Annotated in this window: 21 protein-coding genes; 15 read left to right on the plus strand and 6 right to left on the minus strand. The window is 66.4% G+C overall.

Annotated elements, in window-relative coordinates; genetic code table 11:
• Positions 1-93: 93 nt before the first annotated feature.
• The 6 genes from fghA to BLR51_RS21205 all read left to right on the plus strand — a co-directional run bounded on the left by fghA (position 94) and on the right by BLR51_RS21205 (position 5,272).
• Positions 94-918 carry an S-formylglutathione hydrolase gene (fghA, locus tag BLR51_RS21180; protein ID WP_089850740.1) on the plus strand — a complete coding sequence of 275 codons (825 nt, stop codon included), beginning with the start codon at positions 94-96 and terminating at the stop codon, positions 916-918.
• A 23-nt stretch (positions 919-941) separates the two neighbouring features.
• Positions 942-1,358, plus strand: coding sequence for a c-type cytochrome (locus tag BLR51_RS21185; protein WP_089850742.1), 417 nt, complete (start codon positions 942-944; stop codon positions 1,356-1,358).
• Between the two features lie 134 nt (positions 1,359-1,492).
• Positions 1,493-3,295, plus strand: coding sequence for a methanol/ethanol family PQQ-dependent dehydrogenase (locus BLR51_RS21190; RefSeq protein WP_089850743.1), 1,803 nt, complete (start codon positions 1,493-1,495; stop codon positions 3,293-3,295).
• 60 nt (positions 3,296-3,355) lie between these two features.
• Entirely contained in the window at positions 3,356-3,895 is a 540-nt protein-coding gene (locus BLR51_RS21195) for a c-type cytochrome, methanol metabolism-related (protein ID WP_375342694.1), read from the plus strand.
• Positions 3,876-4,727 carry a substrate-binding domain-containing protein gene (locus tag BLR51_RS21200; protein ID WP_089850745.1) on the plus strand — a complete coding sequence of 284 codons (852 nt, stop codon included), beginning with the start codon at positions 3,876-3,878 and terminating at the stop codon, positions 4,725-4,727. The genes BLR51_RS21195 and BLR51_RS21200 overlap by 20 nt, the downstream gene beginning before the upstream one ends.
• A gap of 26 nt (positions 4,728-4,753) precedes the next feature.
• On the plus strand, positions 4,754-5,272 hold the full coding sequence (locus BLR51_RS21205; protein ID WP_089850891.1) for a PQQ-dependent catabolism-associated CXXCW motif protein: 519 nt from the start codon (positions 4,754-4,756) through the stop codon (positions 5,270-5,272).
• A gap of 89 nt (positions 5,273-5,361) precedes the next feature.
• Here BLR51_RS21205 and BLR51_RS21210 read toward each other — a convergent pair whose 3' ends face one another.
• Genes BLR51_RS21210 through BLR51_RS21225 form a run of 4 tightly spaced genes read right to left on the minus strand, consistent with a single transcriptional unit; the run spans position 5,362 to position 8,147 of the window.
• Positions 5,362-6,177, minus strand: a complete 816-nt coding sequence (locus BLR51_RS21210; RefSeq protein WP_089850747.1) for a quinoprotein dehydrogenase-associated SoxYZ-like carrier — start codon at positions 6,175-6,177, stop codon at positions 5,362-5,364.
• A complete protein-coding gene (locus tag BLR51_RS21215) occupies positions 6,174-7,115 on the minus strand; it encodes a YncE family protein (RefSeq protein WP_242656802.1) in 942 nt (313 codons plus the stop codon). Before BLR51_RS21215 ends, BLR51_RS21210 begins: the two co-directional genes overlap by 4 nt.
• Positions 7,102-7,638 (minus strand): SRPBCC family protein, encoded by a 537-nt coding sequence (locus BLR51_RS21220; protein WP_089850752.1) that lies wholly within the window; start codon positions 7,636-7,638, stop codon positions 7,102-7,104. The genes BLR51_RS21215 and BLR51_RS21220 overlap by 14 nt, the downstream gene beginning before the upstream one ends.
• Positions 7,635-8,147 carry a DUF3280 domain-containing protein gene (locus BLR51_RS21225; protein WP_089850754.1) on the minus strand — a complete coding sequence of 171 codons (513 nt, stop codon included), beginning with the start codon at positions 8,145-8,147 and terminating at the stop codon, positions 7,635-7,637. Before BLR51_RS21225 ends, BLR51_RS21220 begins: the two co-directional genes overlap by 4 nt.
• A gap of 125 nt (positions 8,148-8,272) precedes the next feature.
• Between BLR51_RS21225 and pedA1 the strand changes: the two genes are divergently transcribed.
• The 3 genes from pedA1 (at position 8,273) to BLR51_RS21240 (ending at position 10,978) form a co-directional block, all read left to right on the plus strand.
• On the plus strand, positions 8,273-9,457 hold the full coding sequence (gene pedA1 / locus BLR51_RS21230; protein ID WP_375342695.1) for a lanthanide ABC transporter ABC transporter substrate-binding protein PedA1: 1,185 nt from the start codon (positions 8,273-8,275) through the stop codon (positions 9,455-9,457).
• Positions 9,458-9,479: 22 nt separating this feature from the next.
• Positions 9,480-10,457 carry a YVTN family beta-propeller repeat protein gene (locus BLR51_RS21235; RefSeq protein ID WP_089850757.1) on the plus strand — a complete coding sequence of 326 codons (978 nt, stop codon included), beginning with the start codon at positions 9,480-9,482 and terminating at the stop codon, positions 10,455-10,457.
• 86 nt (positions 10,458-10,543) lie between these two features.
• Positions 10,544-10,978 carry a cupredoxin domain-containing protein gene (locus BLR51_RS21240; protein ID WP_089850759.1) on the plus strand — a complete coding sequence of 145 codons (435 nt, stop codon included), beginning with the start codon at positions 10,544-10,546 and terminating at the stop codon, positions 10,976-10,978.
• 23 nt (positions 10,979-11,001) lie between these two features.
• Here the strand turns inward: BLR51_RS21240 and BLR51_RS21245 are convergent, their stop codons facing one another.
• Positions 11,002-11,682: a TetR/AcrR family transcriptional regulator gene (locus BLR51_RS21245; RefSeq protein ID WP_230797682.1), complete on the minus strand. Its 681-nt coding sequence runs from the start codon at positions 11,680-11,682 to the stop codon at positions 11,002-11,004.
• Positions 11,683-11,819: 137 nt separating this feature from the next.
• Here BLR51_RS21245 and BLR51_RS21250 point away from each other — a divergent pair, with 137 nt between their 5' ends.
• The 3 genes from BLR51_RS21250 (at position 11,820) to BLR51_RS21260 (ending at position 17,111) form a co-directional block, all read left to right on the plus strand.
• The gene (locus BLR51_RS21250) at positions 11,820-12,974 is read left to right on the plus strand and encodes an efflux RND transporter periplasmic adaptor subunit (RefSeq protein WP_089850760.1); all 1,155 of its coding nucleotides are present in this window, start codon (positions 11,820-11,822) and stop codon (positions 12,972-12,974) included.
• Positions 12,975-12,997: 23 nt separating this feature from the next.
• The gene (locus BLR51_RS21255; protein ID WP_089850762.1) at positions 12,998-16,126 is read left to right on the plus strand and encodes an efflux RND transporter permease subunit; all 3,129 of its coding nucleotides are present in this window, start codon (positions 12,998-13,000) and stop codon (positions 16,124-16,126) included.
• A 112-nt stretch (positions 16,127-16,238) separates the two neighbouring features.
• Complete coding sequence (locus tag BLR51_RS21260) at positions 16,239-17,111, plus strand: MBL fold metallo-hydrolase (RefSeq protein ID WP_089850766.1); 873 nt, start codon at positions 16,239-16,241, stop codon at positions 17,109-17,111.
• Positions 17,112-17,214: 103 nt separating this feature from the next.
• On the opposite strand, the gene BLR51_RS21265 is transcribed toward BLR51_RS21260, so the two are convergent.
• Positions 17,215-17,706 carry a flavin reductase family protein gene (locus BLR51_RS21265; protein ID WP_089850768.1) on the minus strand — a complete coding sequence of 164 codons (492 nt, stop codon included), beginning with the start codon at positions 17,704-17,706 and terminating at the stop codon, positions 17,215-17,217.
• 369 nt (positions 17,707-18,075) lie between these two features.
• On the opposite strand from BLR51_RS21265, the gene BLR51_RS27830 reads away from it, so the two are divergent.
• The 3 genes from BLR51_RS27830 to BLR51_RS21275 are packed head-to-tail and all read left to right on the plus strand — an operon-like array spanning position 18,076 to position 20,222.
• Positions 18,076-18,252: a hypothetical protein gene (locus tag BLR51_RS27830; RefSeq protein WP_165616893.1), complete on the plus strand. Its 177-nt coding sequence runs from the start codon at positions 18,076-18,078 to the stop codon at positions 18,250-18,252.
• Entirely contained in the window at positions 18,249-19,595 is a 1,347-nt protein-coding gene (locus BLR51_RS21270) for an amidase (protein ID WP_165616894.1), read from the plus strand. The genes BLR51_RS27830 and BLR51_RS21270 overlap by 4 nt, the downstream gene beginning before the upstream one ends.
• A gap of 21 nt (positions 19,596-19,616) precedes the next feature.
• Positions 19,617-20,222 (plus strand): malonic semialdehyde reductase, encoded by a 606-nt coding sequence (locus BLR51_RS21275; RefSeq protein ID WP_089850772.1) that lies wholly within the window; start codon positions 19,617-19,619, stop codon positions 20,220-20,222.
• The last annotated feature ends 89 nt before the right edge of the window (positions 20,223-20,311 follow it).

Below are 20,311 nucleotides of genomic sequence, written 5' to 3' on the forward strand. Positions count from 1 at the left end.
ATCACCCACAAACTCAAGCTGGAGGAGATCAACCACGGCTTCGACCTGATGCACGAAGGCAAATCCATCCGCGCCGTGGTGGAATTCTGAGCCATGGACATCGTCTCGGAAAATCGCAGCTTCGGCGGACGGCAGCAGGTCTTCCGTCACCCGTCCAATACCTGCGGCTGCGAGATGACCTTTGGCGCCTATCTGCCGCCACAGGCGGAAGACAGGCCTGTGCCGGTGCTGTGGTATCTGTCGGGGCTGACCTGCACCCATGAAAACGCCATGACCAAGGGCGGGCTGCAGGAACATGCCGCGCGCCACGGGCTGGCGGTGATCTTTCCCGACACCTCTCCGCGCGGGGAGGGGGTCGCGGATGACGATGCCTATGATCTGGGGCAGGGGGCGGGGTTCTATGTCAACGCCACCCGCGACCCGTGGAAGCCGCATTTCCGCATGTATGACTACATCCTGTCGGAACTGCGCGCGCTGGTGCTGGACCATCTGCCGGTGACGGACCGGCACGGCATCACCGGCCATTCCATGGGCGGTCACGGGGCGATGACGCTGGCGCTGCGCAATGCCGACCTGTTCGACAGCCTGTCGGCCTTTGCCCCCATCGCCAATCCGACCCAGTCCGACTGGGGGCGCAAACAGCTGTCGGCCTATCTGGGCGACGACGAAACCGCGTGGCACGCGCATGATTCGACCATCCTGCTCGAAGAACATGGCTGGAAGGACGAGCTGCTGATCGATCAGGGGGCATCGGACCAGTTTCTTGACCTGCTGCGCCCCGAGGCTCTGGCCGCGACCATGGCCCGCCGCCGCCAGCCCGGGATCCTGCGGCTGCAGCCCGGTTACGATCACAGCTATTTCTTCGTGAACAGCTTTGCGGGCGATCATGTCGCCTGGCATGCTGCGCGACTGACTTGACGAACGGAAGGGAAAGGAAGCCCATGATCCTGAGAACGATCGCCACCGCCTGCCTTTTCGCGCTGCCCGCCGTGGCGGCGCTGGCGCAGGATGCCGACATCACCGGCGACGCCGCCAAGGGCGAGAAGGTGTTCCGGAAATGCATGGCCTGCCATGCCGTTGGCGCGGATGCTGCGAACAAGGTCGGACCGGAGCTGAACGGCATCATCGGCCGCGAGGCCGCCGCCGTTGCGGAATTCGAATATTCCGACGCGCTGGTGGCCAAGGCCGGGGAAGGTCTGGTCTGGACGCCGGAAAGCCTTGCGGCATTTCTTGAAAAACCGCGCGACTACGTGAAGGGCACCAAGATGTCCTTTGCCGGTCTGCGCAAGGAAGACGAGCGTGCGGACGTGATCGCGTATCTCGCGCAGTTCGATGCAGAAGGGGGACAGGGGTCCTGAAGTCTGCAGACCGCGTGACCGGACGGAGGACGGAGACAGTTCCGGGCACGCGATAAAATCGGCGCTGGCAGGCGTACGGAGACATTCTGCCAGAGCCGGGTTCGGCAACGGACAAGGCAACAAGGGAGAAGGAAATGAAGAAGCTTTTGGCTTTCACCTCGGGCATCGCGCTGATCTCGGCCGGCATGGCCAGCGCAAACGAGGATCTGATGACGCTGATGGACGATCCCAACCAGTGGGCGATCCAGACCGGCGATTATGCAAACCAGCGCTATTCGGAACTGGACCAGATCACGGCGGAAAACGTGGGCGACCTGCAGGTGGCCTGGACGTTCTCCACCGGGGTGCTGCGCGGCCACGAGGGTTCGCCGCTGGTCGTGGGCGATACCATGTATCTGCACACGCCCTTCCCGAACATCGTCTACGCGCTGGATCTGTCCGATGACGGCCGGATCAAGTGGAAATACGAGCCCAAGCAGGACACCGACGTGATTCCGGTGATGTGCTGCGACACGGTGAACCGCGGCGTGGCCTATGCCAATGGCAAGATCTTCCTGCATCAGGCCGATACCAAGGTCGTGGCGCTGGATGCCGAATCCGGCGAGGTGCTGTGGGAAGCGGTGAACGGTGACCCCGCCAAGGGTGAAACCAACACTGCCACCGTGCTGCCGGTGAAGGACAAGATCATCGTCGGCATCTCTGGCGGCGAATTCGGCGTGCGCGGCCATGTGACCGCCTACAACATGGAAACCGGCGAGCAGGAATGGCGCGCATGGTCCATGGGTCCGGACAGCGACATCCTGATGGATCCGGAAAAGACCACCCATCTGGGCAAACCCGTGGGCGCGGATTCGGGCACCAACACCTGGGAAGGTGACCAGTGGATGATCGGGGGCGGCACCACCTGGGGCTGGTATTCCTACGATCCCGAGGCCGATCTGATCTATTACGGCACCGGCAACCCCTCCACATGGAACCCCGCGCAGCGCCCCGGCGACAACCGCTGGTCCATGACCATCATGGCGCGTGACCCCGATGACGGCATGGCCAAGTGGGTCTATCAGATGACGCCCCATGACGAATGGGACTATGACGGCATCAACGAGATGATCCTGACCGATCAGGAGATGGATGGCGAGATGCGCAAGCTTCTCACCCATTTCGACCGGAACGGTCTGGCCTATACGATGGACCGCGTGACCGGCGAACTGCTGGTCGCCGAGAAATTCGACCCCGTGGTGAACTGGACCACCGGTGTCGACATGGATCCGGCCTCTGAAACCTATGGCCGTCCTGCCGTGGTGGCGGAATATTCCACCGCGCAGAATGGCGAGGACGTCAACTCCACCGGCATCTGCCCGGCGGCGCTTGGCACCAAGGACCAGCAGCCGGCGGCCTATTCGCCCAAGACCGAAATGTTCTACGTGCCGACCAACCACGTCTGCATGGATTACGAACCATTCCGCGTCAGCTACACCGCAGGCCAGCCCTATGTGGGCGCCACGCTGTCGATGTATCCGGCTCCGGAAAGCCATGGCGGCATGGGCAACTTCATCGCATGGGACAACATCTCCGGCGAAATCAAGTGGTCGATCCCCGAGCAGTTCTCGGTCTGGTCGGGCGCTCTGGCCACCGCGGGCGACGTCGTCTTCTACGGCACGCTTGAAGGCTATCTGAAGGCCGTGTCGGCAGAAACCGGCGAGGAGCTTTACCGCTTCAAGACCCCCTCGGGCATCATCGGCAACGTGATGACCTACACCCATGAGGAGAAGCAGTATATCGGCATCCTGTCGGGTGTCGGCGGCTGGGCCGGCATCGGTCTGGCGGCGGGTCTGACCAACCCCAATGACGGCCTCGGCGCGGTGGGCGGCTATGCGGCGCTCAGCGACTACACCAACCTCGGTGGCCAGCTGACCGTCTTCGCACTGCCGGACTGATCCGCGCAGACTCCCGGGGGCCGGTCGTGCCGGCCCCCTTCCAGACATCCGAGGACACCCATGATGATGCGAAACGGCATTTCCGGCCTTGCACTTGCCGCCACCCTGACCCTGCTTGCCGGGTCCGTGGTCACGGCCGAGACCAAGGCGGCGGACGATCCCAATCTGGTCGCCGCCTATGACGAAGACGGCCGCTACTACACCGAAGACGACGTGCCCACCTTCAACATTCAGGAAGACGGCACCGTGGACTGGCTGACCTATTCCGGGTTCCGGCGTTACCACGCCGAATGCCATGTCTGCCACGGCCCCGAAGGCGAAGGCTCCACCTATGCGCCCGCGCTGAAAAACTCCGCCATCGACATGGATTACTATGATTTCGTCGATGTGGTGACCAACGGGCGCAAGCGGATCTCGTCGTCTGAAAATTCGGTGATGCCGTCCTTCGGCGATAATCCCAACGTCATGTGCTACCTCGACGACATCTATGTCTACCTCAAGGCGCACGGGTCCGAGGCGATTGCCCGCGGACGCCCTGCGAAGAAAGAGGATAAATCCGATGCTATCCGTGAGGCGGAGAATGCCTGCCTCGGCACATAAGCGCAGGCTCGCCGCCCTCGCGGTCCTGGCGGCACTGGCTCTCTCCCGGGCGGTGCCCGCCACGGCGCAGACCTCGGATCTCGTCTCCACACACGCTTTCCGGGTCTGCGCCGATCCCGCCAATGCGCCCATGTCAACGCAAGAGGGCACCGGCTTTGAAAACCGCCTTGCCGAACTTTTTGCGGCAAAGCTTGACCTGCCCGTGGCCTATACATGGTATCCCATGGCCACAGGCTTCGTGCGCAACACGCTCCGCGCCAACCGCTGCGACGTAGTGATCGGCTACGCGCAGGGCGAGGAACTGGTGCTGAACACCAACCATTACATGACCTCGGTCTACACGCTGATCGTGCCGAAGGAGGGTCCGCTGGCCGGGGTCACGTCCCTCGCCGATCCGGCGTTGAAAGGACAGCGGCTCGGGATCATCGCGGGCTCTCCGCCCGCCACCCACATGGCGCGCAACGGTCTGATCGGCAAGGCCCGGGCCTATAATCTGGTGGTCGACCGCCGTCACGAAAGCCCGGCGCAGCAGATGCTCGCCGATCTGGAGGCCGGAGAGATCGATGCCGCCGTGCTCTGGGGGCCGATCGGCGGGCCGCTGGTCAAGCAGGAGCATCCCGGACTGACGGTGATTCCGCTGCTGAACGAAACGGCGGCGCCGCGTCTGTTCTTCCGCATCACCATGGGGGTGCGGCAGGGGGAAAAGGTCTGGCAGCGCGAGCTGAACTCGCTGATCCGGCGCCATCAGGACGAGATCGACGCCATCCTGACCGAGGCGGGGGTGCCGCTGGTGGCCGATATGGGCACGCAGATGAAAGAGATCGGCCAGTGATCCGGCGGGCGGCGGTCAGGGGGGCGATGCTTGTTCTTCTGGCGCTGCCCGGGCTGGCCGCCGCTGGCCCGCCCGAACCTTCCGGCTACCGGATGGATGCCTATCGCGCCCCGGTCCCCGCCACGCTGGCGGGGGCCAAGGTCGTCAGCCCGGAAGAGGCGCACAGCCTCTGGCAGGCCGGGACTGCCGCCTTCATTGACGTGCTGCCGCGCGCGCCCAAACCCGACAACCTTCCCGAAGGCACCATCTGGAACGAACCGCCCCGGCGCAGCATTCCCGGGGCGCTCTGGCTGCCCAATGTCGGCTATGGCGCGCTTGCCGATGTCACGCTGGACTATTTCCGCGCAGGGCTCGCCCATGCCACGGCGGGCGATCCCGCCCGCCCGGTGCTGATCTTCTGCCTAGAGGAATGCTGGATGAGCTGGAACGCCGCAAAACGCGCGCTCGACCTTGGCTATACCGAGGTGCTCTGGCTGCCCGAAGGCACCGACGGCTGGAGCTTCTACGACTATCCCACCGAAATCGTGTCCCCCTACCTGCCCTGATCCCGCCGCGACATCATCGGGGGTCCGGGATGGGGGGTCCGGGGGGCGAAGCCCCCCGGCGGTCGCTGCCGCAGGCAGCGAAACCCCTCTCAGAACTCGGTCAGATCCTTCTGCGCGCGGCTCACCGTGCCGTCGGTGTCCTGCATCGTCACCGCCACCTGCCGCGTGGCGCGGGGCACCGACAGGCTTACCGCCGGATTTTCCGAAAGCGAGATGCTGCCCGTCACCGTTGCATAAGGCGCGCCGTCCAGATCGATCTGCACCTGCTCGACATAGCGCATGGGCGTGAACAGCAGCGTCACCTGATCCATCTGCATGCCGGAATGGCTGGGATGCGACAGCGCCACATCCAGCCGTTTCTGCGCCGCCGCGCCAGAGGTCAGGGCGCTTAGCCGGGCCGTGGCATCGCCGGGCAGAGGTCCGCCCGCGCTGATCTCGATCTGGCCCAGCGTGGCCAGCGCAAGCTCGGGATCGGTGCCCGGCGGCGCCGAACAGGCCCCCAGCCCCGAAGTTTTGACAAAGCTTTCCGCCACCCAAAGCTGGCCGTCGCTGGTTTCGGCCACCACATGCAGCGGCGTCGGCCCGTTGACGCGCAGCGTGACATCGACAAACACCCGCGCCTGCGGCTCGGCCAGCGCCAGCACCGCTGAAACCGGCATGGGATTGTTGTCCAGCACCAGCGCGATCTGCCCGATCTGCAGCCCATCGGGCGCCACGACCTGCGCCGCGATCTGGGTACGGGCATCATTGGCGCTGCGATAGGGTGCGTCGATGGCGATGACGGAGGCGCCGTCGCGCAGCGGGCGGTCACCGTAAAGCTGCGCGGCGATGCCGGGCCAGACCGGATCCTCGGCCATCACCGGACCGGCGGCCAGCAGCGCCACGGCAAGACAGAAGCGTTTCATGGGGAACCTCCGGACAGGATGAAACGGCCAAAAGCACGGGGACCGTCGCCCACCTCGATCTCGTGCACGACGTCCAGCGTGGCGGCGTCGATCACGCTCAGCGTATTGTCGAACCAGTTGGCGACGATCACCAAGCTGCCATCGGCACTGGTGTCGATGCCTTCGGGATAGTCGCCCACCGTCAGCACGGCCCGCTGGTCCAGCGTGGCCAGATCCAGCACGCTGACCGTGCCCGCGTATTGATTGCTGACAAAGGCGGCGCCTTGGGCAAAGGCCACGCCATAGGGGCGGTCGCCCACCGGCACCGTGGCCAGCAGATCGCCCGTATCCGCATCCAGCACGCTGACATCATTGCTGCCGACATTGCCCACAAAAAGCCGCCCGTCCGGGGCGAAGCGCAGCCCGAAGGGCCGCGTGCCGACGCCTGCGCGGTGCCGCAGCGCCAGCGTCTGCGCATCAAAGACCGACACCGCGTCGGCATCCCGGTCGGCGGAGGCCAGCCAGCGCCCGTCCGGGGACAGATCCAGCCCGGCGGGGGCCGCCCCCGTGGCAAGATCCGTCAGGGGGGCCAGCGTCTGCGCGTCCAGCACGCGGATCCGCGCCTCATACCAGTCAGAGACAAAGACCCGGCCCCGCGCCGCATCCACCGCGATTCCGATCGGGCCGCCGTCCAGCACGGTCTCGGCCCTCACGGCCAGCGTGTCGGGATCAAGCCGCCGCACCGTCTTGGTCCCGGCGGAGACGGTATAGACTGCCCCCGGCACCACGGCGATGCCCGCAGGCTCCCCGGGCAGAGCCGTCTGCCGCACCTGCGACGCGGTTTGCAGATCCACAAGGCTCAGCGTGGATCCGTTCTGGTTGGTGACATAGGCGATGTCCCCTGCGGCAGGCGCCGCAAGGGCAAGGCACAGCATCAGGGCAAGGTCAGGGCGCGCCAAAGCGCGTGACCAGCGCGTCAAGTCCGGCCTGATACACCGCATCGACTGCGGCAATCGCCGCCTCGTCGTTCAGTTCGGGCGGCGGGTCATTGTTGGGATAGCCGCGATAGAAGGCGCCGCGCCATTCCACCACCGATCCGCCGCCCTCGCGCGGCTTGACCGTCAGATGCGCGGAATAGTTGGTGACCGGCAGCACCTCCACCGCCACATCGGTGATGCGGTAGGAATAGGTCATCTTGGCGGCATCGTATTTATAAAGCACCTCGGAAATCGTGGGGCCATCCGCCGCGCCAAGGCGCAGCACGCGGGTGGCATCGATCTCGTTGCCGCCCTCGCCTTCGGTGGCGGCCACGGCGGGATGCCAGCTCATGTCCTGGAAATTGCCGATGACCTCCCAGACGGCGGCAGGTTCTGCCGCAACCTCGGTGGTCAGGGTGGTTTTCTGCCGCGTGGGGCCGTGGGCCAGCGCCATGCCCGGCACAAGCAAGGCCGCCCCCGCGATCAGCAGCAGTCGTCTTTTCATTCTTCCTCCTCCTTGAAGAACGCGGTTTTCAGGATGTAGCGCATGCCGCGCGTCCAGCTGTCATCGGTGTTGGACCGGATGTCGACCACCCGCCCCATCACCGTCTCGCCGGTCTCCACGTCGCGCAGCTGCAGGTTCATGGACAGGATCAGGTTCGACACCTTCTGCACCTCTCCCACCAGCACGAAATCGGCGCCAAGCCGCGTGCCCATGCGGGTGTCGCAGCCATAACATTTGGCGGGATTGACCGTGCCTTCCAGCCGCTCCGCCTCGGCGGTCAGATCCAGAAGGGTGATGCCCTCGGCGGTGAACCGGTCGGTCACCAGATCCTCAAGCAGCTGAATTCGCGTGGTTTCTGCGGAATTTTCGCCGAAATACGCACCCTCGGTGGAGGTGTCGAGAAAGGTCAGGCCCAGAAAGGCGACCTTGGTGCCCGGGCTCAGCATGTCCTGTGCCGCCGCAGGCAGGGCGGTCAGCATCAGCAGCAGAAGGGCAAGGGGGCGTTTCATGCATTCATGCTCGCGCCCGGCGCCGGTTGCGGCAATGCAGCCTTAAGTCTGTGTTCTGACTTTGCCCCGGTGTCTGGCACCCTGTCGGCATGTCCGCCAACCGAGGGTGGACAAGGGAGGAAAGTGTGGAACGCATCCTGAGGATGCTGGCGGCGGGGCTTTTTGTCCTTTTGGCCGCTGGCGCGGCATCGGCCCTTGATATCCGCAGCGCGGTCATCCGGGTCGATTATCCGCAACTTGCGCCCATTTCCCGCTTCGATCTGAAGCCGGAGGATATGGGCTTTGCCGGCGCAATGCTGGCGGTGGAAGACAACGCCACCACCGGACAGTTTCTGGGGCATACCTTCGCGAACGAGACGGTCGCCGTGCCCCCGGAAGAGGCGGAGGCGGCGCTGGACCGCCTTGCCGCCGAGGGCATCCGGATCTTCGTGATCCTTGCCAATGCCGAAGACACCCTGCGCCTTGCCGATCGTGCCGGACCGGACGCGCTGGTGATCAATGCGGGCAGCCCCGCGGAATCGCTGCGGGAGGACCAGTGCCGGGCCAACCTGCTGCATGTGGCGCCCTCGCAGGCGATGCTGGCCGATGCCGTGGCGCAGTTTTCGGTCTGGAAGGGCTGGAAACGCTGGTTCCTTGTCCACGGGTCCAACCCGGCGGATCAGGACGTGGCCGAGGCCTATCGTCAGGCCGCACGCAAGTTCGGCCTGACCGTGGCGGAAGAGCGCGAGTTCGAGGATACCGGCGGATCGCGCCGGTCCGACAGCGGGCATGTGCTGGTGCAGCAGCGCCTGCCGGTGTTCATGCAGGAGGCAGAGGAGCATGACGTGGTGGTGGCCGCCGACGCGTCGGACGTGTTTGCGCCCTATCTGCCGTTCCATCTGTGGTCGCCGCGTCCCGTCATGGGCTCTGCGGGGCTGCGTCCGGTCAGCTTTCACGCCTCGCACGAGGCATGGGGCGCCACGCAGTTCCAGACCCGGTTCGAAAAGCTGACCGGGCGGTATGTGCGCGAAGAGGATTATCAGGCGTGGCTGGCCCTGCGCGTGGTGGGCGAGACGGTGACCCGCGCCGCCTCTGACGACATTGCCACCCTGCGCGCCTATGCGCTGGGGGATGCGTTCGAACTGGCGGCCTTCAAGGGCCAGAAGGTGACCTTCCGCCCGTGGAACGGCCAGCTGCGCCAGCCGATCCTGCTGTTTGACGGGCGCATCACCGTCAGCGTCTCGCCGCAGGACGGGTTCCTGCACCAGACCTCGCCGCTGGACACGATGGGGCGTGACCAGCCCGAGACCGCCTGCACTGCCTTTGACTGATCTTTTTGACCGGGAGAGAGAAATGATCCGACTGCTGACCACCACCGCCTGCGCGGTTCTGGCCCTGAGCGGCCCTGCATTCGCCAACAAGGTGTTCGTGTCCAACGAGAAGGGCAACACCATTTCGGTGATCGACACCGCCGACTGGTCGGTGCTGACCGAATTCCACGGCGGCAACCGCCCGCGCGGCATCACCATCAGCCCCGATGGCAAGCTGCTGTATGTCTGCGCGTCTGACGATGACCTTGTGCGGGTCTTCGACACCGAAACCTATGAGGAGCTTTATACGCTGCCCTCCGGGCCCGATCCGGAACTGTTCGTGCTGCATCCGTCGGGCAACCCGCTTTATATCGCCAACGAGGATGACAACCTTGTCACCGTGGTCGATACCGAAACCCACACGGTTCTGGCCGAGGTGCCGGTGGGGGTGGAACCCGAAGGCATGGCGGTCAGCCCGCGCGCCGATTTTGTGGTCAACACGTCCGAGACCACGAACATGGCGCATTTCATTTCCACTGCGGATTACGACATCAAGCACAACGTGCTGGTGGACCAGCGCCCGCGCTATGCCACCTATACCAGCGACGGCACCCGGCTTTACGTCAGTTCCGAAATCGGCGGCACGGTCAGCGTGATCGACATCGCCGAGGATGGCACGCCGACGATGAACCAGAAACTGACCTTCGAGGTGCCGGGCGTGCTGCCGGAATGGCTGCAGCCGGTGGGGGTGAAGGTCACGCAGGACGGCAGCCGCGTCTTCGTGGCGCTGGGGCCGGCCAACCGCGTGGCGGTGATCGACGGCGAAAGCCTTGAGGTGCTGGATTACATCATCGTGGGCCAGCGCGTCTGGCAGATGGCGTTCACGCCGGACGAGAAATACCTGATCACCACCAACGGCAATTCCAACGACGTGACCGTGATCGACGTGGCCGCCGAAAAGCCGCTGCAGTCGATTCAGGTGGGCCAGATGCCGTGGGGCGTGGCCGTCACGCCGAACTGAACCGGGAACCATCCGCGCGGGATCAGCCGCCAGCCGAGGGCAGGTCACATCCCGCGCATCAACTGTCCAAGGGAGGAAAGACAGACATGAAGACACTGACCACATGGGCGCTGGCCGCGACGCTGGCATTGGGGGGCGCCGCGCAGGCGCATGAGTTCGGCTTTGCGGGCATCCTGTCCAGCTCGAACAAGGGCGAGATGCCGGGCATCACGCTGAGCGTCGGCAAGCCGCTGGCCGAAGGGCCGATCACGCTGAAATCCGGCATGGTCTACGAGCTGGAGATCGAGGCGGACGGCACCGGCGAACTGGCGCTGGAGGGGCCCGGCTTCTTTCGCGCCATCTGGGTCAACGAGGTGGTGGTGAACGGGCTGGAAATCCGCCCCTTCGGCCTTGAAAGCCTCGAATTCGACGAGGCAGGCGTGATGGAGATCGAATTCGTGGCGATCAAGCCCGGGCGGTTCTTCCTGCGCATCCCCGGATCGGACGGCGAAAGCCAGCGCGTCGACATCGCAATCGAATGACCTGACACGCGGGACGCGGCGGCCTAGCGCGGCCGCGCCCCCGACAGGAACAGTGCAATGGCCCGGTCCCGCCGGGCCGCTTTTGTTTCGGCGCAATGCGGCAGGCTGGCGGGATCCAGCAGCTTTTCAAGGATGGATCCAAAGGCCATGTCCATCAGCATCTCCGCCGCCTCGTCGCACTGGTCAACGGGCAGGTCGAGTTCGCCCGTGGCCACGCCCGCGCGCAGCTCTGCGCTGATGAACCGGGCCAGCGCGCAATGCCCGGTGTCAAGGATGCCGCGCGCCAGCTGCGGGTAGGTCGGCGCCTCGGTGATCACCGCGCGCAGCAGTTCCAGCGGCGCATCGGTCAGGCAGTGATCCTCGCTGAAGGTCAGCAGCACGCGCAGCCGGTCCTCCAGCGGGCTGGTGCGGTGTTCTTCGCTCAGCGGCCGGAACAGGCTCTGGCCGATGCGGGCCAGACAGGCCCCCAGCAGCGCCTCCCGGCTGTCGAACATCTGGTAGATGGTGCGTTTCGACATCCCCGCCTTGCGGGCGATGGCGGCGACGCTCGCCTCCGCCAGCCCGTGCGAGGCCAGAAGTTCGGCGGCGGCGTTCAGCACGACGGCCTCGCGCGTTTCCTGATCCATCTGCACCGGACGGCCACGGCGGCGCGTCTCTGACTTGGGATCGGCCAGCGGCTCGTTCGGGGGCGGGCAATCGGCCATGTGTCTCCTTCTGTCCGTGCCGGACGGGAAATTTCGCACCTGCGGCACGACGGCGCTTTACAAAACTTCTAGGTTTCCTTATCGCGACTCTCAATAGATATGCAAGATGCACATTCCTCTGTTTCCGGAGCCATTCCATGCCGAACCGCCCCGTTCCGACCCTGCCGCGGCTGCTGGCCGTCCTGTGCTTCGCCTTTGCCGCACCGGCCTTTGCCCAGCAGGGAGGAGAGGCCCCGCCGCCCGCCGTCACCGTCGTGACGCTTGAAGCCTCCGATGTCACGCTGACCAGCACGCTGCCGGGCCGCGTCGCCGCCTCCGCCGTGGCGGAGGTGCGTCCGCAGGTGAACGGGATCGTGGTCGAACGGCTGTTCGAAGAGGGCAAACCGGTGCAGCAGGGCGATCCGCTTTACCGCATCGATCCGGCCACTTACGAGGCGGCGAAAGCCGCCGCCGATGCCGCGCTGGCACAGGCGCAGGCGCAGCTGGCCTCTGCCGAACGCGAGGCCACCCGTCAGGAAGAGCTGCGTCAGCGCTCTGTCACTAGCCAGCAGACGCTGGACGATGCTCTGGCCACGCGCGATGTCGCCGCCGCCGCCGTGAAGGTGGCCGAGGCCAATGTGCTGGCGGCAGAGATCGATCTGGACCGCACCACCATCCGCGCGCCGCTGTCGGGTGTGGCCGGGCTAAGCCAGGCGACGCAGGGGGCGCTGGTCACCTCCGGTCAGGCGACGCCGCTGACCACCATCCGCGCCATCGAGACCGTGAATGTGGACGTGACGCAGTCGGCGGCGGAACTGCTGCGCTGGCGCCGGTCGGGGCAGGCCGTGGCCGCCGAGGAAGGCAGCATCGTGACGCTGCGTCTGGCCGATGGCGTGGCCTATGAACATACCGGCCGCCTTGCCGCTGCCGAACCGCATGTGAACGAACAGACCGGCGTGGTCGTGCTGCGGCTGGAATTCCCCAATCCCGATGAATTCCTGCTGCCCGGCATGTATGTGCAGGTGGAACTGCCGCAGGGCACCGTGCAGGATGCCGTGCTGGTGCCGCAGGAAGGCGTGATGCGCGACCGCCGTGGCCGCCCGCTGTCCATGGTCGTGACGGCGGAAAACACCGTGGAATCGCGCGAACTGACCGTGCAGCGCGATCAGGGCAGCGACTGGGTGGTGACCGAAGGTCTGGCCGCAGGCGACCGCGTGATCGTGGCGGGTTTCCAGAAAGTGTCTGCCGGGATGACCGTCACGCCCGAAGAACGCGCGGCAGAGGCGGAAACCGCCACTGCCGCCACCGAATGATTTTACCCGCAAGGACTTGAACCATGGCACGTTTCTTTATTGACCGCCCGGTCTTTGCCTGGGTGATCTCCATTCTGCTGATGGGGGTCGGGGTATTGTCCTTGCTGACCCTGCCGATCGCGCAATATCCGCAGATCGCGCCGCCTTCGGTGCGGGTCAGCGCCCAGTATCCCGGCGCCTCGGCGGAAACCGTGGCCAATACCGTCACCCAGATCATCGAACAGCAGATGACCGGGCTTGACGGGATGCGCTACATGTCCTCGTCCTCGACCTCGGCGGGGACGGCCTCCATCACGCTGACCTTCGAATCCGGCACCGATCCCGACGTGGCGCAGGTGCAGGTGCAGAACAAGCTGTCACAGGCCACGGCGCTGCTGCCCGAAGCGGTGCAGCGGCAGGGCGTGACGGTGGAAAAGGCCTCCTCGTCCTTCATGATGGTGATCGCGCTGATCTCCGAAGACGGGCGGCTGGATCAGGCTGACCTGTCGGATTACCTGAACTCCAACCTTGTGGACGAATTCAGCCGCATCGAGGGCGTGGGCGGCGCGCAGGTGTTTGGCGCGCAATACGCCATGCGCATCTGGCTTGATCCGTCCAAGCTTGCCGCCTTCGAGATGACGCCCTCGGATGTGGTGAACGCGGTCTCGGCGCAGAACGCGCAGATCTCGGCGGGGGCCTTCGGCACGCTGCCCGCTCCGGCGGGACAGCAGCTCAATGCCACGATCACCGCGCAGTCGCTGCTGACCACCCCGGAAGACTTTGAAAACATCGTGCTGCGGTCGGAAACCGATGGCGGTCTGGTGCTGCTGCAGGATGTGGCGCGGGTGGAAGTCGGGGCCGAAAACTACGCGACCATCGCGCGGTTCAACGGCAATCCCTCCTCCGGTCTGGCGCTGCAGCTGGCCTCTGGCGCCAACGCGCTGGAAACGGCGGAGCGGGTGAAGGAACGTCTGGCGGAATATGCCGAATTCTTCCCCGAAGGCGTCAGCTACGTCATTCCCTATGACACCACGCCCTTCATCGAGATCTCGATCCACGAGGTGCAGAAAACGCTGATCGAGGCCATCATTCTGGTGTTCTTCGTGATGCTGCTGTTCCTGCAGAACCTGCGGGCGACGATCATTCCCACGCTGGCGGTCCCGGTGGTCATCCTTGGCACCTTCGCCATTCTGGGCCTCGCCGGGTTCACCATCAACACGCTGACCATGCTTGCCATGGTTCTGGCCATCGGCCTGCTGGTCGATGACGCCATCGTGGTGGTGGAAAACGTCGAACGCATCATGGAGGAAGAGGGCCTGTCCCCGCGCGAGGCCACGCGCAAATCCATGGGCCAGATCACCGGCGCGCTGGTGGGCATCGCGCTGGTGCTGTCGGCGGTGTTCGTGCCGATGGCGTTCTTCGGCGGCTCCACCGGGGTCATCTACCGGCAGTTCTCCATCACCATCGTATCGGCCATGGGCCTGTCGGTGGTCGTGGCGCTGACCCTGACGCCAGCCCTGTGCGCGACGCTGCTGAAGCCCAAGCACGGGCATCAGACCCGGCGCGGCCCGGTGGGCTGGTTCAACACCGGTTTTGACAAGCTGACCGGCGGCTATGCCGGGACCGTGGGCGCGGTCATCAAGCGCCCGCTGCGCATGATGGTGGTCTATCTGGCGCTTGGCTACGGCATGGTGTTCCTGTTCAACAACACCCCCTCGGGCTTTCTGCCGAACGAGGATCAGGGCATCCTGATGACGCTGATTCAGGCGCCCACCGGCGCCACCGCCGAACGTACGCAGGAAGTCGTCGAACAGGTGGAGCAGCATTTCCTGCAGAACGAGGCCGCGAATGTGGAATCGGTGTTCGGCGTGGTCGGCTTCTCTTTCGCCGGGCAGGGGCAGAACATGGGTCTGGCCTTCGTGCGGATGAAAGACTGGGAAGAGCGCACCAACCCCGATCAAAGCGTGCAGGCGGTGGCGGGCCGGGCCTTTGGCGCCTTCAGCCAGATCCGCGACGCCATGGTGTTCCCCATCGTGCCGCCCGCAGTGATCGAACTGGGCAACGTGTCCGGCTTCGACTTCTACCTGCAGGCGCAGGGGGGCCAGACGCATGAGCAGCTGCTGGACGCCCGCAACCAGCTTCTGGGCATGGCGGCACAGAGCGAGCTGATCAGCTCTGCCCGGCCTTCGGGTCTGGAAGATGCCGCGCAGTTCAATCTGGACATCGACTGGCGCGCGGCGGGCGCGGTGGGGGTGACCCCCACCGATGTGGGCAATCTGCTGTCGGTCGCATGGGCCGGATCCTATGTGAACGATTTCAACGACAACGGGCGCATCAAGCGGGTCTATGTGCAGGGCGAACCGGACAGCCGCGCCACGCCGTCGGATCTGCAGAAATGGCGGGTGCGCAATGCCACGGGCGATCTCGTGCCCTTCGCCAACTTCACGCAGGAAAGCTGGACCTACGGGCCGCAGGGTCTGAGCCGCTATAACGGCGTGCCGTCGATGCAGATTCAGGGCTCGCCCGCGGCGGGCGTGACGACCGGCGAGGCGATGGCCGAGATGGAGCGGCTGGTGGGCGAACTGCCGCCGGGCTATTCCATCGCATGGACCGGCCTCTCGCTGGAGGAACGCGATTCCGGCGGGCAGGCGCCGCTGCTTTATGCGCTGTCGCTGGCGGCGATCTTCCTGTGCCTTGCCGCGCTTTATGAAAGCTGGATCATCCCACTGTCGGTGATGCTGGCCATGCCGATCGGCGTGCTGGGCACCATGGGCGCGGCCTACTGGTTCGGCTTCGAAAACGGCGTGTTCTTCCAGGTGGGTCTGCTGACCGTGATCGGCCTGACCGGCAAGAACGCCATCCTCATCGTGGAATTTGCCCGCGAACGGTTCGAGGCGGGCGAGGATCTGCTGGTGGCGGTGAGAGAGGCGGCGCGGCAGCGCTTCCGCCCGATCATCATGACCTCGCTGGCTTTCTCGCTGGGGGTGGTGCCGCTGGTGCTCTCCGCAGGGGCGGGCGCCGGGGGCCGGACTGCCGTGGGCTCGGCGGTGCTGGGCGGGACCATCACCGGCACCGTGCTGGGCGTGGTCTTCGTGCCGCTGTTCTTCGTGGTGGTGCAGAAGCTCTTTGGCCGCAAGCGGCTGCGCGCGCAGGCTGCGGCAAAAGAGGCGTGATCGCTGCCGCGGGGGGTGACATTCCGCCTGCGGCACATATATAGTGATTTACGCATGTGAGGCGTGGAAAGGGGCTGCAGCGCGGCCCCTTTTCCATGACAAGGAGGACAAGATGACCGCCCATCCCGAGGTTAAGGCATTCTGGGACCAGCCGACCGGAAGCTGGCAATACGTCTTTCACGACCCCGTGACGCGCAAGGGGGCCATTGTCGACCCGGTGCTGGATTTCGACATCCTGTCCGGCGCCACCGGCACCGGCAACGCGCAGGCCATTCTGGACCATGTGCAGGAGGCGGGGCTGGAGATCACCCATATCCTCGACACGCATCCCCATGCCGACCATTTCTCTGCCGCGGTCTGGCTGTCGGAAAAGCTGGGGGCGCCGCGCGCCATCGGCGAAAAGGTGGTGGAGGTGCAGAAGCTCTGGCAGGAGATCTATCATCTGCCCGACCTACCGGTGGATGGCTCGCAATGGGACATCCTGCTGGCGGATGACGAGGTGTTTCATGTGGGCGAGATCCCGGTGCGGGTGCTGTTCTGCCCCGGCCATACGCTGGCCTCTGTCAGCTATGTGGCGGGGGACGCGGCCTTTGTGCATGACACGCTGATGATGCCCGACAGCGGCACCAGCCGGGCGGATTTTCCCGGCGGCAGTTCGGCGGCGCTGTATCGGAGCCTGCAGAGGATTTTGGCGCTGCCCGACCAGACGCGGCTTTATGTGGGGCATGACTATGCGCCCGAGGGGCGCGAGGCGGCCTGCATGGCGACGGTGGCCGAGCACAAGGCGCGGAACATCCATCTGAAGGATGCGCCTTCGGAGGCGGACTACCGGCGGGTGCGCGACGCGCGGGACGCCACGCTGCCACTGCCGAAGCTGATGCTGGCGGCGCTGCAGGTGAACATCCGCGGCGGGCGGCTGCCCGAGCCGGAGACGGATGGGCGCCGCTATCTGAAGATCCCGCTGGACCGGTTCACGCCGCGCTGAGCGCTGCGGGGGAGGGCGGCGGGCCGGGCCATCGAGGCCCGCCCCGCCGCGCAGGACGCGGCGCGCGTCCTGCGGCGCCCCGTCCCGGCGGTTGCGTGGGGGCTCAGGCGGGTTCGGAGCGCGGCAGCGCCTGAAACCGGCCTTCGTGATAGAGCAGCGGATCGGCGGGGCTGGACCAGTCGGTGACCGCCACCACCTCGCCGATGAAGATGGTATGGGTGCCGAAGCTGACGGTCTGGGCCGGGCGGCAGTCAAAGCTGACCTGTGCGCCGCGCAGGGCGGGGGCGCCGGTTTCCAGTTCGGTCCAGTCGCCAAGCTCGAAGCGGGTGTGCCGGTCGCGGGGCTGGGCGAAGCGTTCCGCCACCGCCTGCTGGCTGCGCGACAGCACGTTGATGCAGAAGGCGGGCGCGCCGCGCAGATGTTCGTGGATCGAGGCGGAGGCGTTGACGCAGATCAGCAGGCTGGGCGGTTCGGCGCTGAGCGAGGTCACCGCCGTGGCGATCAGCCCGTGCCGTCCCTCTGCGGTGGCCACGGTCACCAGCGACACGCCCGCCGCAAGGCGGCGCATTCCGGATTTGAAGTCATTGGGGGTCATGAGCTTGTCCTTTCCTTCGGTCCCTGTGCATCCGGGGGCCGGGCGGTGCCCCGGCGCCGCGAGAGGGTCATGCCCGGGGGCCGCCGTCAGGGATACGCCGCGGGGCTGCGGCTGGATCTGTTCTGCCCCATGAATGCAGGGTGGGCCGGGTGTCGTCCAGAGGGCATCGCGCCCGGACCGTGATTGTCGCCATGGCGGCGGCCATGCGGCTGTCTAAATCCTTGGCATCGGGGCGGCAGGCTGAGCAGTCAGGCGGCAGTTCCGGTCTGCCGCGCGGTTCTGGCGGTGCGGGGCTGGCCGCCCCCCGCCGCTTCGGCAAGCCTGCGCCGGAGGCCGCCATGCGGGGCGGCCCGTCACAGGAGCCCTGTCATGGACCAAGAAATCGCGGCGCTGCTGGGACGGGCGCCCACCGAGGAGGAGCGCGCCATCGCGCGGGACCAGCGCGCCCGGGTGGAGCGCGGCATCTTTGCCAATCCGCTGCTGGCCGGGGGGCCGCAGGCGGCGCTTGCCAGCACCGATCCCTTTGGCGGGGAGGGCGGGGCATGACCATCGCCGCGATCCTGTCCCGTCTGGAGCGGGCAGAGACCACCGCCGTCGCGCTGCTGGAAGAGGTGCAGGCCCGGGTCGCGGCGGCGGGGGCGCAGGCTCCGGTCGCGCGGCTGGAATGGGACCGTGCCTTCGATCAGGCCCGCGCCGCCGACCGCGCCCGGCAGGAGGGGGCTGCGGGCCCGCTTTGCGGCGTGCCGCTGGCGCATAAGGACATGTTCGACCGGGCCGGTTCCGTGGTGGGCTTTGGCGCCCATCCCGACGCGCAGCGCCGGGCGGAGCGCACCGCCGAGGTGCTGGCGCGGCTTGATGCGGCGGGGGCGGTGGATTTCGGGCGGCTGCAGATGTCGGAATTCGCCATGGGCCCCACCGGGCAGAACCATCACCACGGCATGCCGGTCAATCCGGCGGTGCCGGGGGGCGTGCCGGGCGGCTCTTCCTCCGGGTCGGGCGTGGCGGTGGCCATGGGGCTGGTGCCCGCCGCGCTGGGGTCGGATACCGGCGGGTCGATCCGCATTCCCGCCGCCTGCACCGGGGTGGTGGGGTTCAAGCCCTCGCCGGGGCTGGTGCCGCGGGCCGGGGCGATGCCGCTGAGCTGGACGCAGGATGTGGTGGGGCCGCTTGCGGCATCGGTGGACTGCGCGCGGCGGGTGCTGTCGGTGCTGAGCGCGGGCCGCACCCGCGCCACGTCACAGCCGCCAGGCAGGCTGCGGCTGGCCTTTGACGACAGCAGCCTGACCGAGGGCGTGTCGGCGCGGATGCGCGCGGCGCTGGCCGACCTGCGCCAGCAGCTGCGGGCGCAGGGGCACGAGGTGGTGGTGCTGGACATGGGCTGGCTCGCGCATCTGGCGGAGCCCGCCAATGTCATCGCCATTTCCGAGGCGGCGACGGTGCATGCCGACCGGCTGCGCGCCGCGCCCGACAGCTACGGCCCCGAGGTGCGCGCGCGGCTCTGTCAGGCGGCGGGCATTCCGGCGCAGGCCTATCTGCGCGCCCGCCAGATCCGCCAGATCGCCATCACCCGCGCCAAGGCGGAGATCTTTGCTGCCGCCGATCTGGTGATCCTGCCCGGACTGGCCGATGTGGCGCCGCAGGCGGCGGCGCTTGCCGGGGCCAAGGGCGCGGAGATCGCGACGATGATCGCCGGGATGACCGGGCTTACCCGTCCGGCCTCGCTTCTGGGACTGCCGGTGCTGACCCTGCCGGTGGCGCAGACCGCTGACGGGCCGCTGTCGGTGCAGATCATGGGGCAGCGCGGCGCCGAGGATCTGATCGCCGATCTGGCGCAGCATCTGGAAACCGCGCGCCGGTCCGATCTACACAGGGGAACCGACCCCGCCTGACCCCGAAGGAAGGACAAGACCATGACGGACCACCCCAGCGGCACCGCCGTGCCGGATGCGGCACTGGCCGCGCTGTTCACCGCAGCGCGCACCCATAACGGCTGGCAGGACCGCCCCGTGCCCGAGGATCTGCTGCACCGGCTTTACGATCTGGTGAAGATGGGCCCGACCTCTGCCAACTGTTCGCCCGCAAGGCTGATCTTCGTGCGCACCCCCGAGGGCAAGGCGCGGCTGGCGCCCGCGCTGTCCAAGGGCAATCTGGCCAAGACCATGGCGGCGCCGGTCACGGTCATCGTCTGTCAGGACATGGAGTTTTACGAAAAGCTGCCCGCGCTGTTCCCCCATGCCGATGCGCGGTCATGGTTCACCGGATCGCCGGAGAAGGTGGCGGAAACCGCGTTCCGCAACAGCACGCTGCAGGGCGGCTATCTGATCCTTGCCGCGCGGGCGCTGGGGCTCGACTGCGGGCCGATGTCGGGCTTCGATGTCGAGATGCTGGAGTCGGAGTTTCTGGCGGGCACGACGTGGAAGGCCAATTTCCTGATCAATCTCGGCTATGGCGACCCCGAAAAGCTGTTCGACCGGCTGCCGAGGCTGGGCTTTGACGAGGCCTGCGTGATGGCCTGACCGGGCAGGGGCGGGGCGCGGTCGTTCACTGCCGCCCCTTTCCCCTTCCGTCTCATTCCGCTAAGAGCCAAGCCCAAGCGAAACCATGC

This window comes from Salipiger marinus, from assembly GCF_900100085.1.
GTDB lineage: Bacteria > Pseudomonadota > Alphaproteobacteria > Rhodobacterales > Rhodobacteraceae > Salipiger > Salipiger marinus.

Coding starts and splice junctions, on each gene's coding strand:
- fghA (WP_089850740.1), top strand. CDS start 94: ATGGACATCGTCTCGGAAAATCGCAGCTTCGGCGGACGGCAGCAGGTC.
- BLR51_RS21185 (WP_089850742.1), top strand. CDS start 942: ATGATCCTGAGAACGATCGCCACCGCCTGCCTTTTCGCGCTGCCCGCC.
- BLR51_RS21190 (WP_089850743.1), top strand. CDS start 1,493: ATGAAGAAGCTTTTGGCTTTCACCTCGGGCATCGCGCTGATCTCGGCC.
- BLR51_RS21195 (WP_375342694.1), top strand. CDS start 3,356: ATGATGATGCGAAACGGCATTTCCGGCCTTGCACTTGCCGCCACCCTG.
- BLR51_RS21200 (WP_089850745.1), top strand. CDS start 3,876: ATGCCTGCCTCGGCACATAAGCGCAGGCTCGCCGCCCTCGCGGTCCTG.
- BLR51_RS21205 (WP_089850891.1), top strand. CDS start 4,754: ATGCTTGTTCTTCTGGCGCTGCCCGGGCTGGCCGCCGCTGGCCCGCCC.
- BLR51_RS21210 (WP_089850747.1), bottom strand. CDS start 6,177: ATGAAACGCTTCTGTCTTGCCGTGGCGCTGCTGGCCGCCGGTCCGGTG.
- BLR51_RS21220 (WP_089850752.1), bottom strand. CDS start 7,638: ATGAAAAGACGACTGCTGCTGATCGCGGGGGCGGCCTTGCTTGTGCCG.
- BLR51_RS21225 (WP_089850754.1), bottom strand. CDS start 8,147: ATGAAACGCCCCCTTGCCCTTCTGCTGCTGATGCTGACCGCCCTGCCT.
- BLR51_RS21235 (WP_089850757.1), top strand. CDS start 9,480: ATGATCCGACTGCTGACCACCACCGCCTGCGCGGTTCTGGCCCTGAGC.
- BLR51_RS21240 (WP_089850759.1), top strand. CDS start 10,544: ATGAAGACACTGACCACATGGGCGCTGGCCGCGACGCTGGCATTGGGG.
- BLR51_RS21245 (WP_230797682.1), bottom strand. CDS start 11,682: ATGGCCGATTGCCCGCCCCCGAACGAGCCGCTGGCCGATCCCAAGTCA.
- BLR51_RS21250 (WP_089850760.1), top strand. CDS start 11,820: ATGCCGAACCGCCCCGTTCCGACCCTGCCGCGGCTGCTGGCCGTCCTG.
- BLR51_RS21255 (WP_089850762.1), top strand. CDS start 12,998: ATGGCACGTTTCTTTATTGACCGCCCGGTCTTTGCCTGGGTGATCTCC.
- BLR51_RS21260 (WP_089850766.1), top strand. CDS start 16,239: ATGACCGCCCATCCCGAGGTTAAGGCATTCTGGGACCAGCCGACCGGA.
- BLR51_RS21265 (WP_089850768.1), bottom strand. CDS start 17,706: ATGACCCCCAATGACTTCAAATCCGGAATGCGCCGCCTTGCGGCGGGC.
- BLR51_RS27830 (WP_165616893.1), top strand. CDS start 18,076: ATGGACCAAGAAATCGCGGCGCTGCTGGGACGGGCGCCCACCGAGGAG.
- BLR51_RS21270 (WP_165616894.1), top strand. CDS start 18,249: ATGACCATCGCCGCGATCCTGTCCCGTCTGGAGCGGGCAGAGACCACC.
- BLR51_RS21275 (WP_089850772.1), top strand. CDS start 19,617: ATGACGGACCACCCCAGCGGCACCGCCGTGCCGGATGCGGCACTGGCC.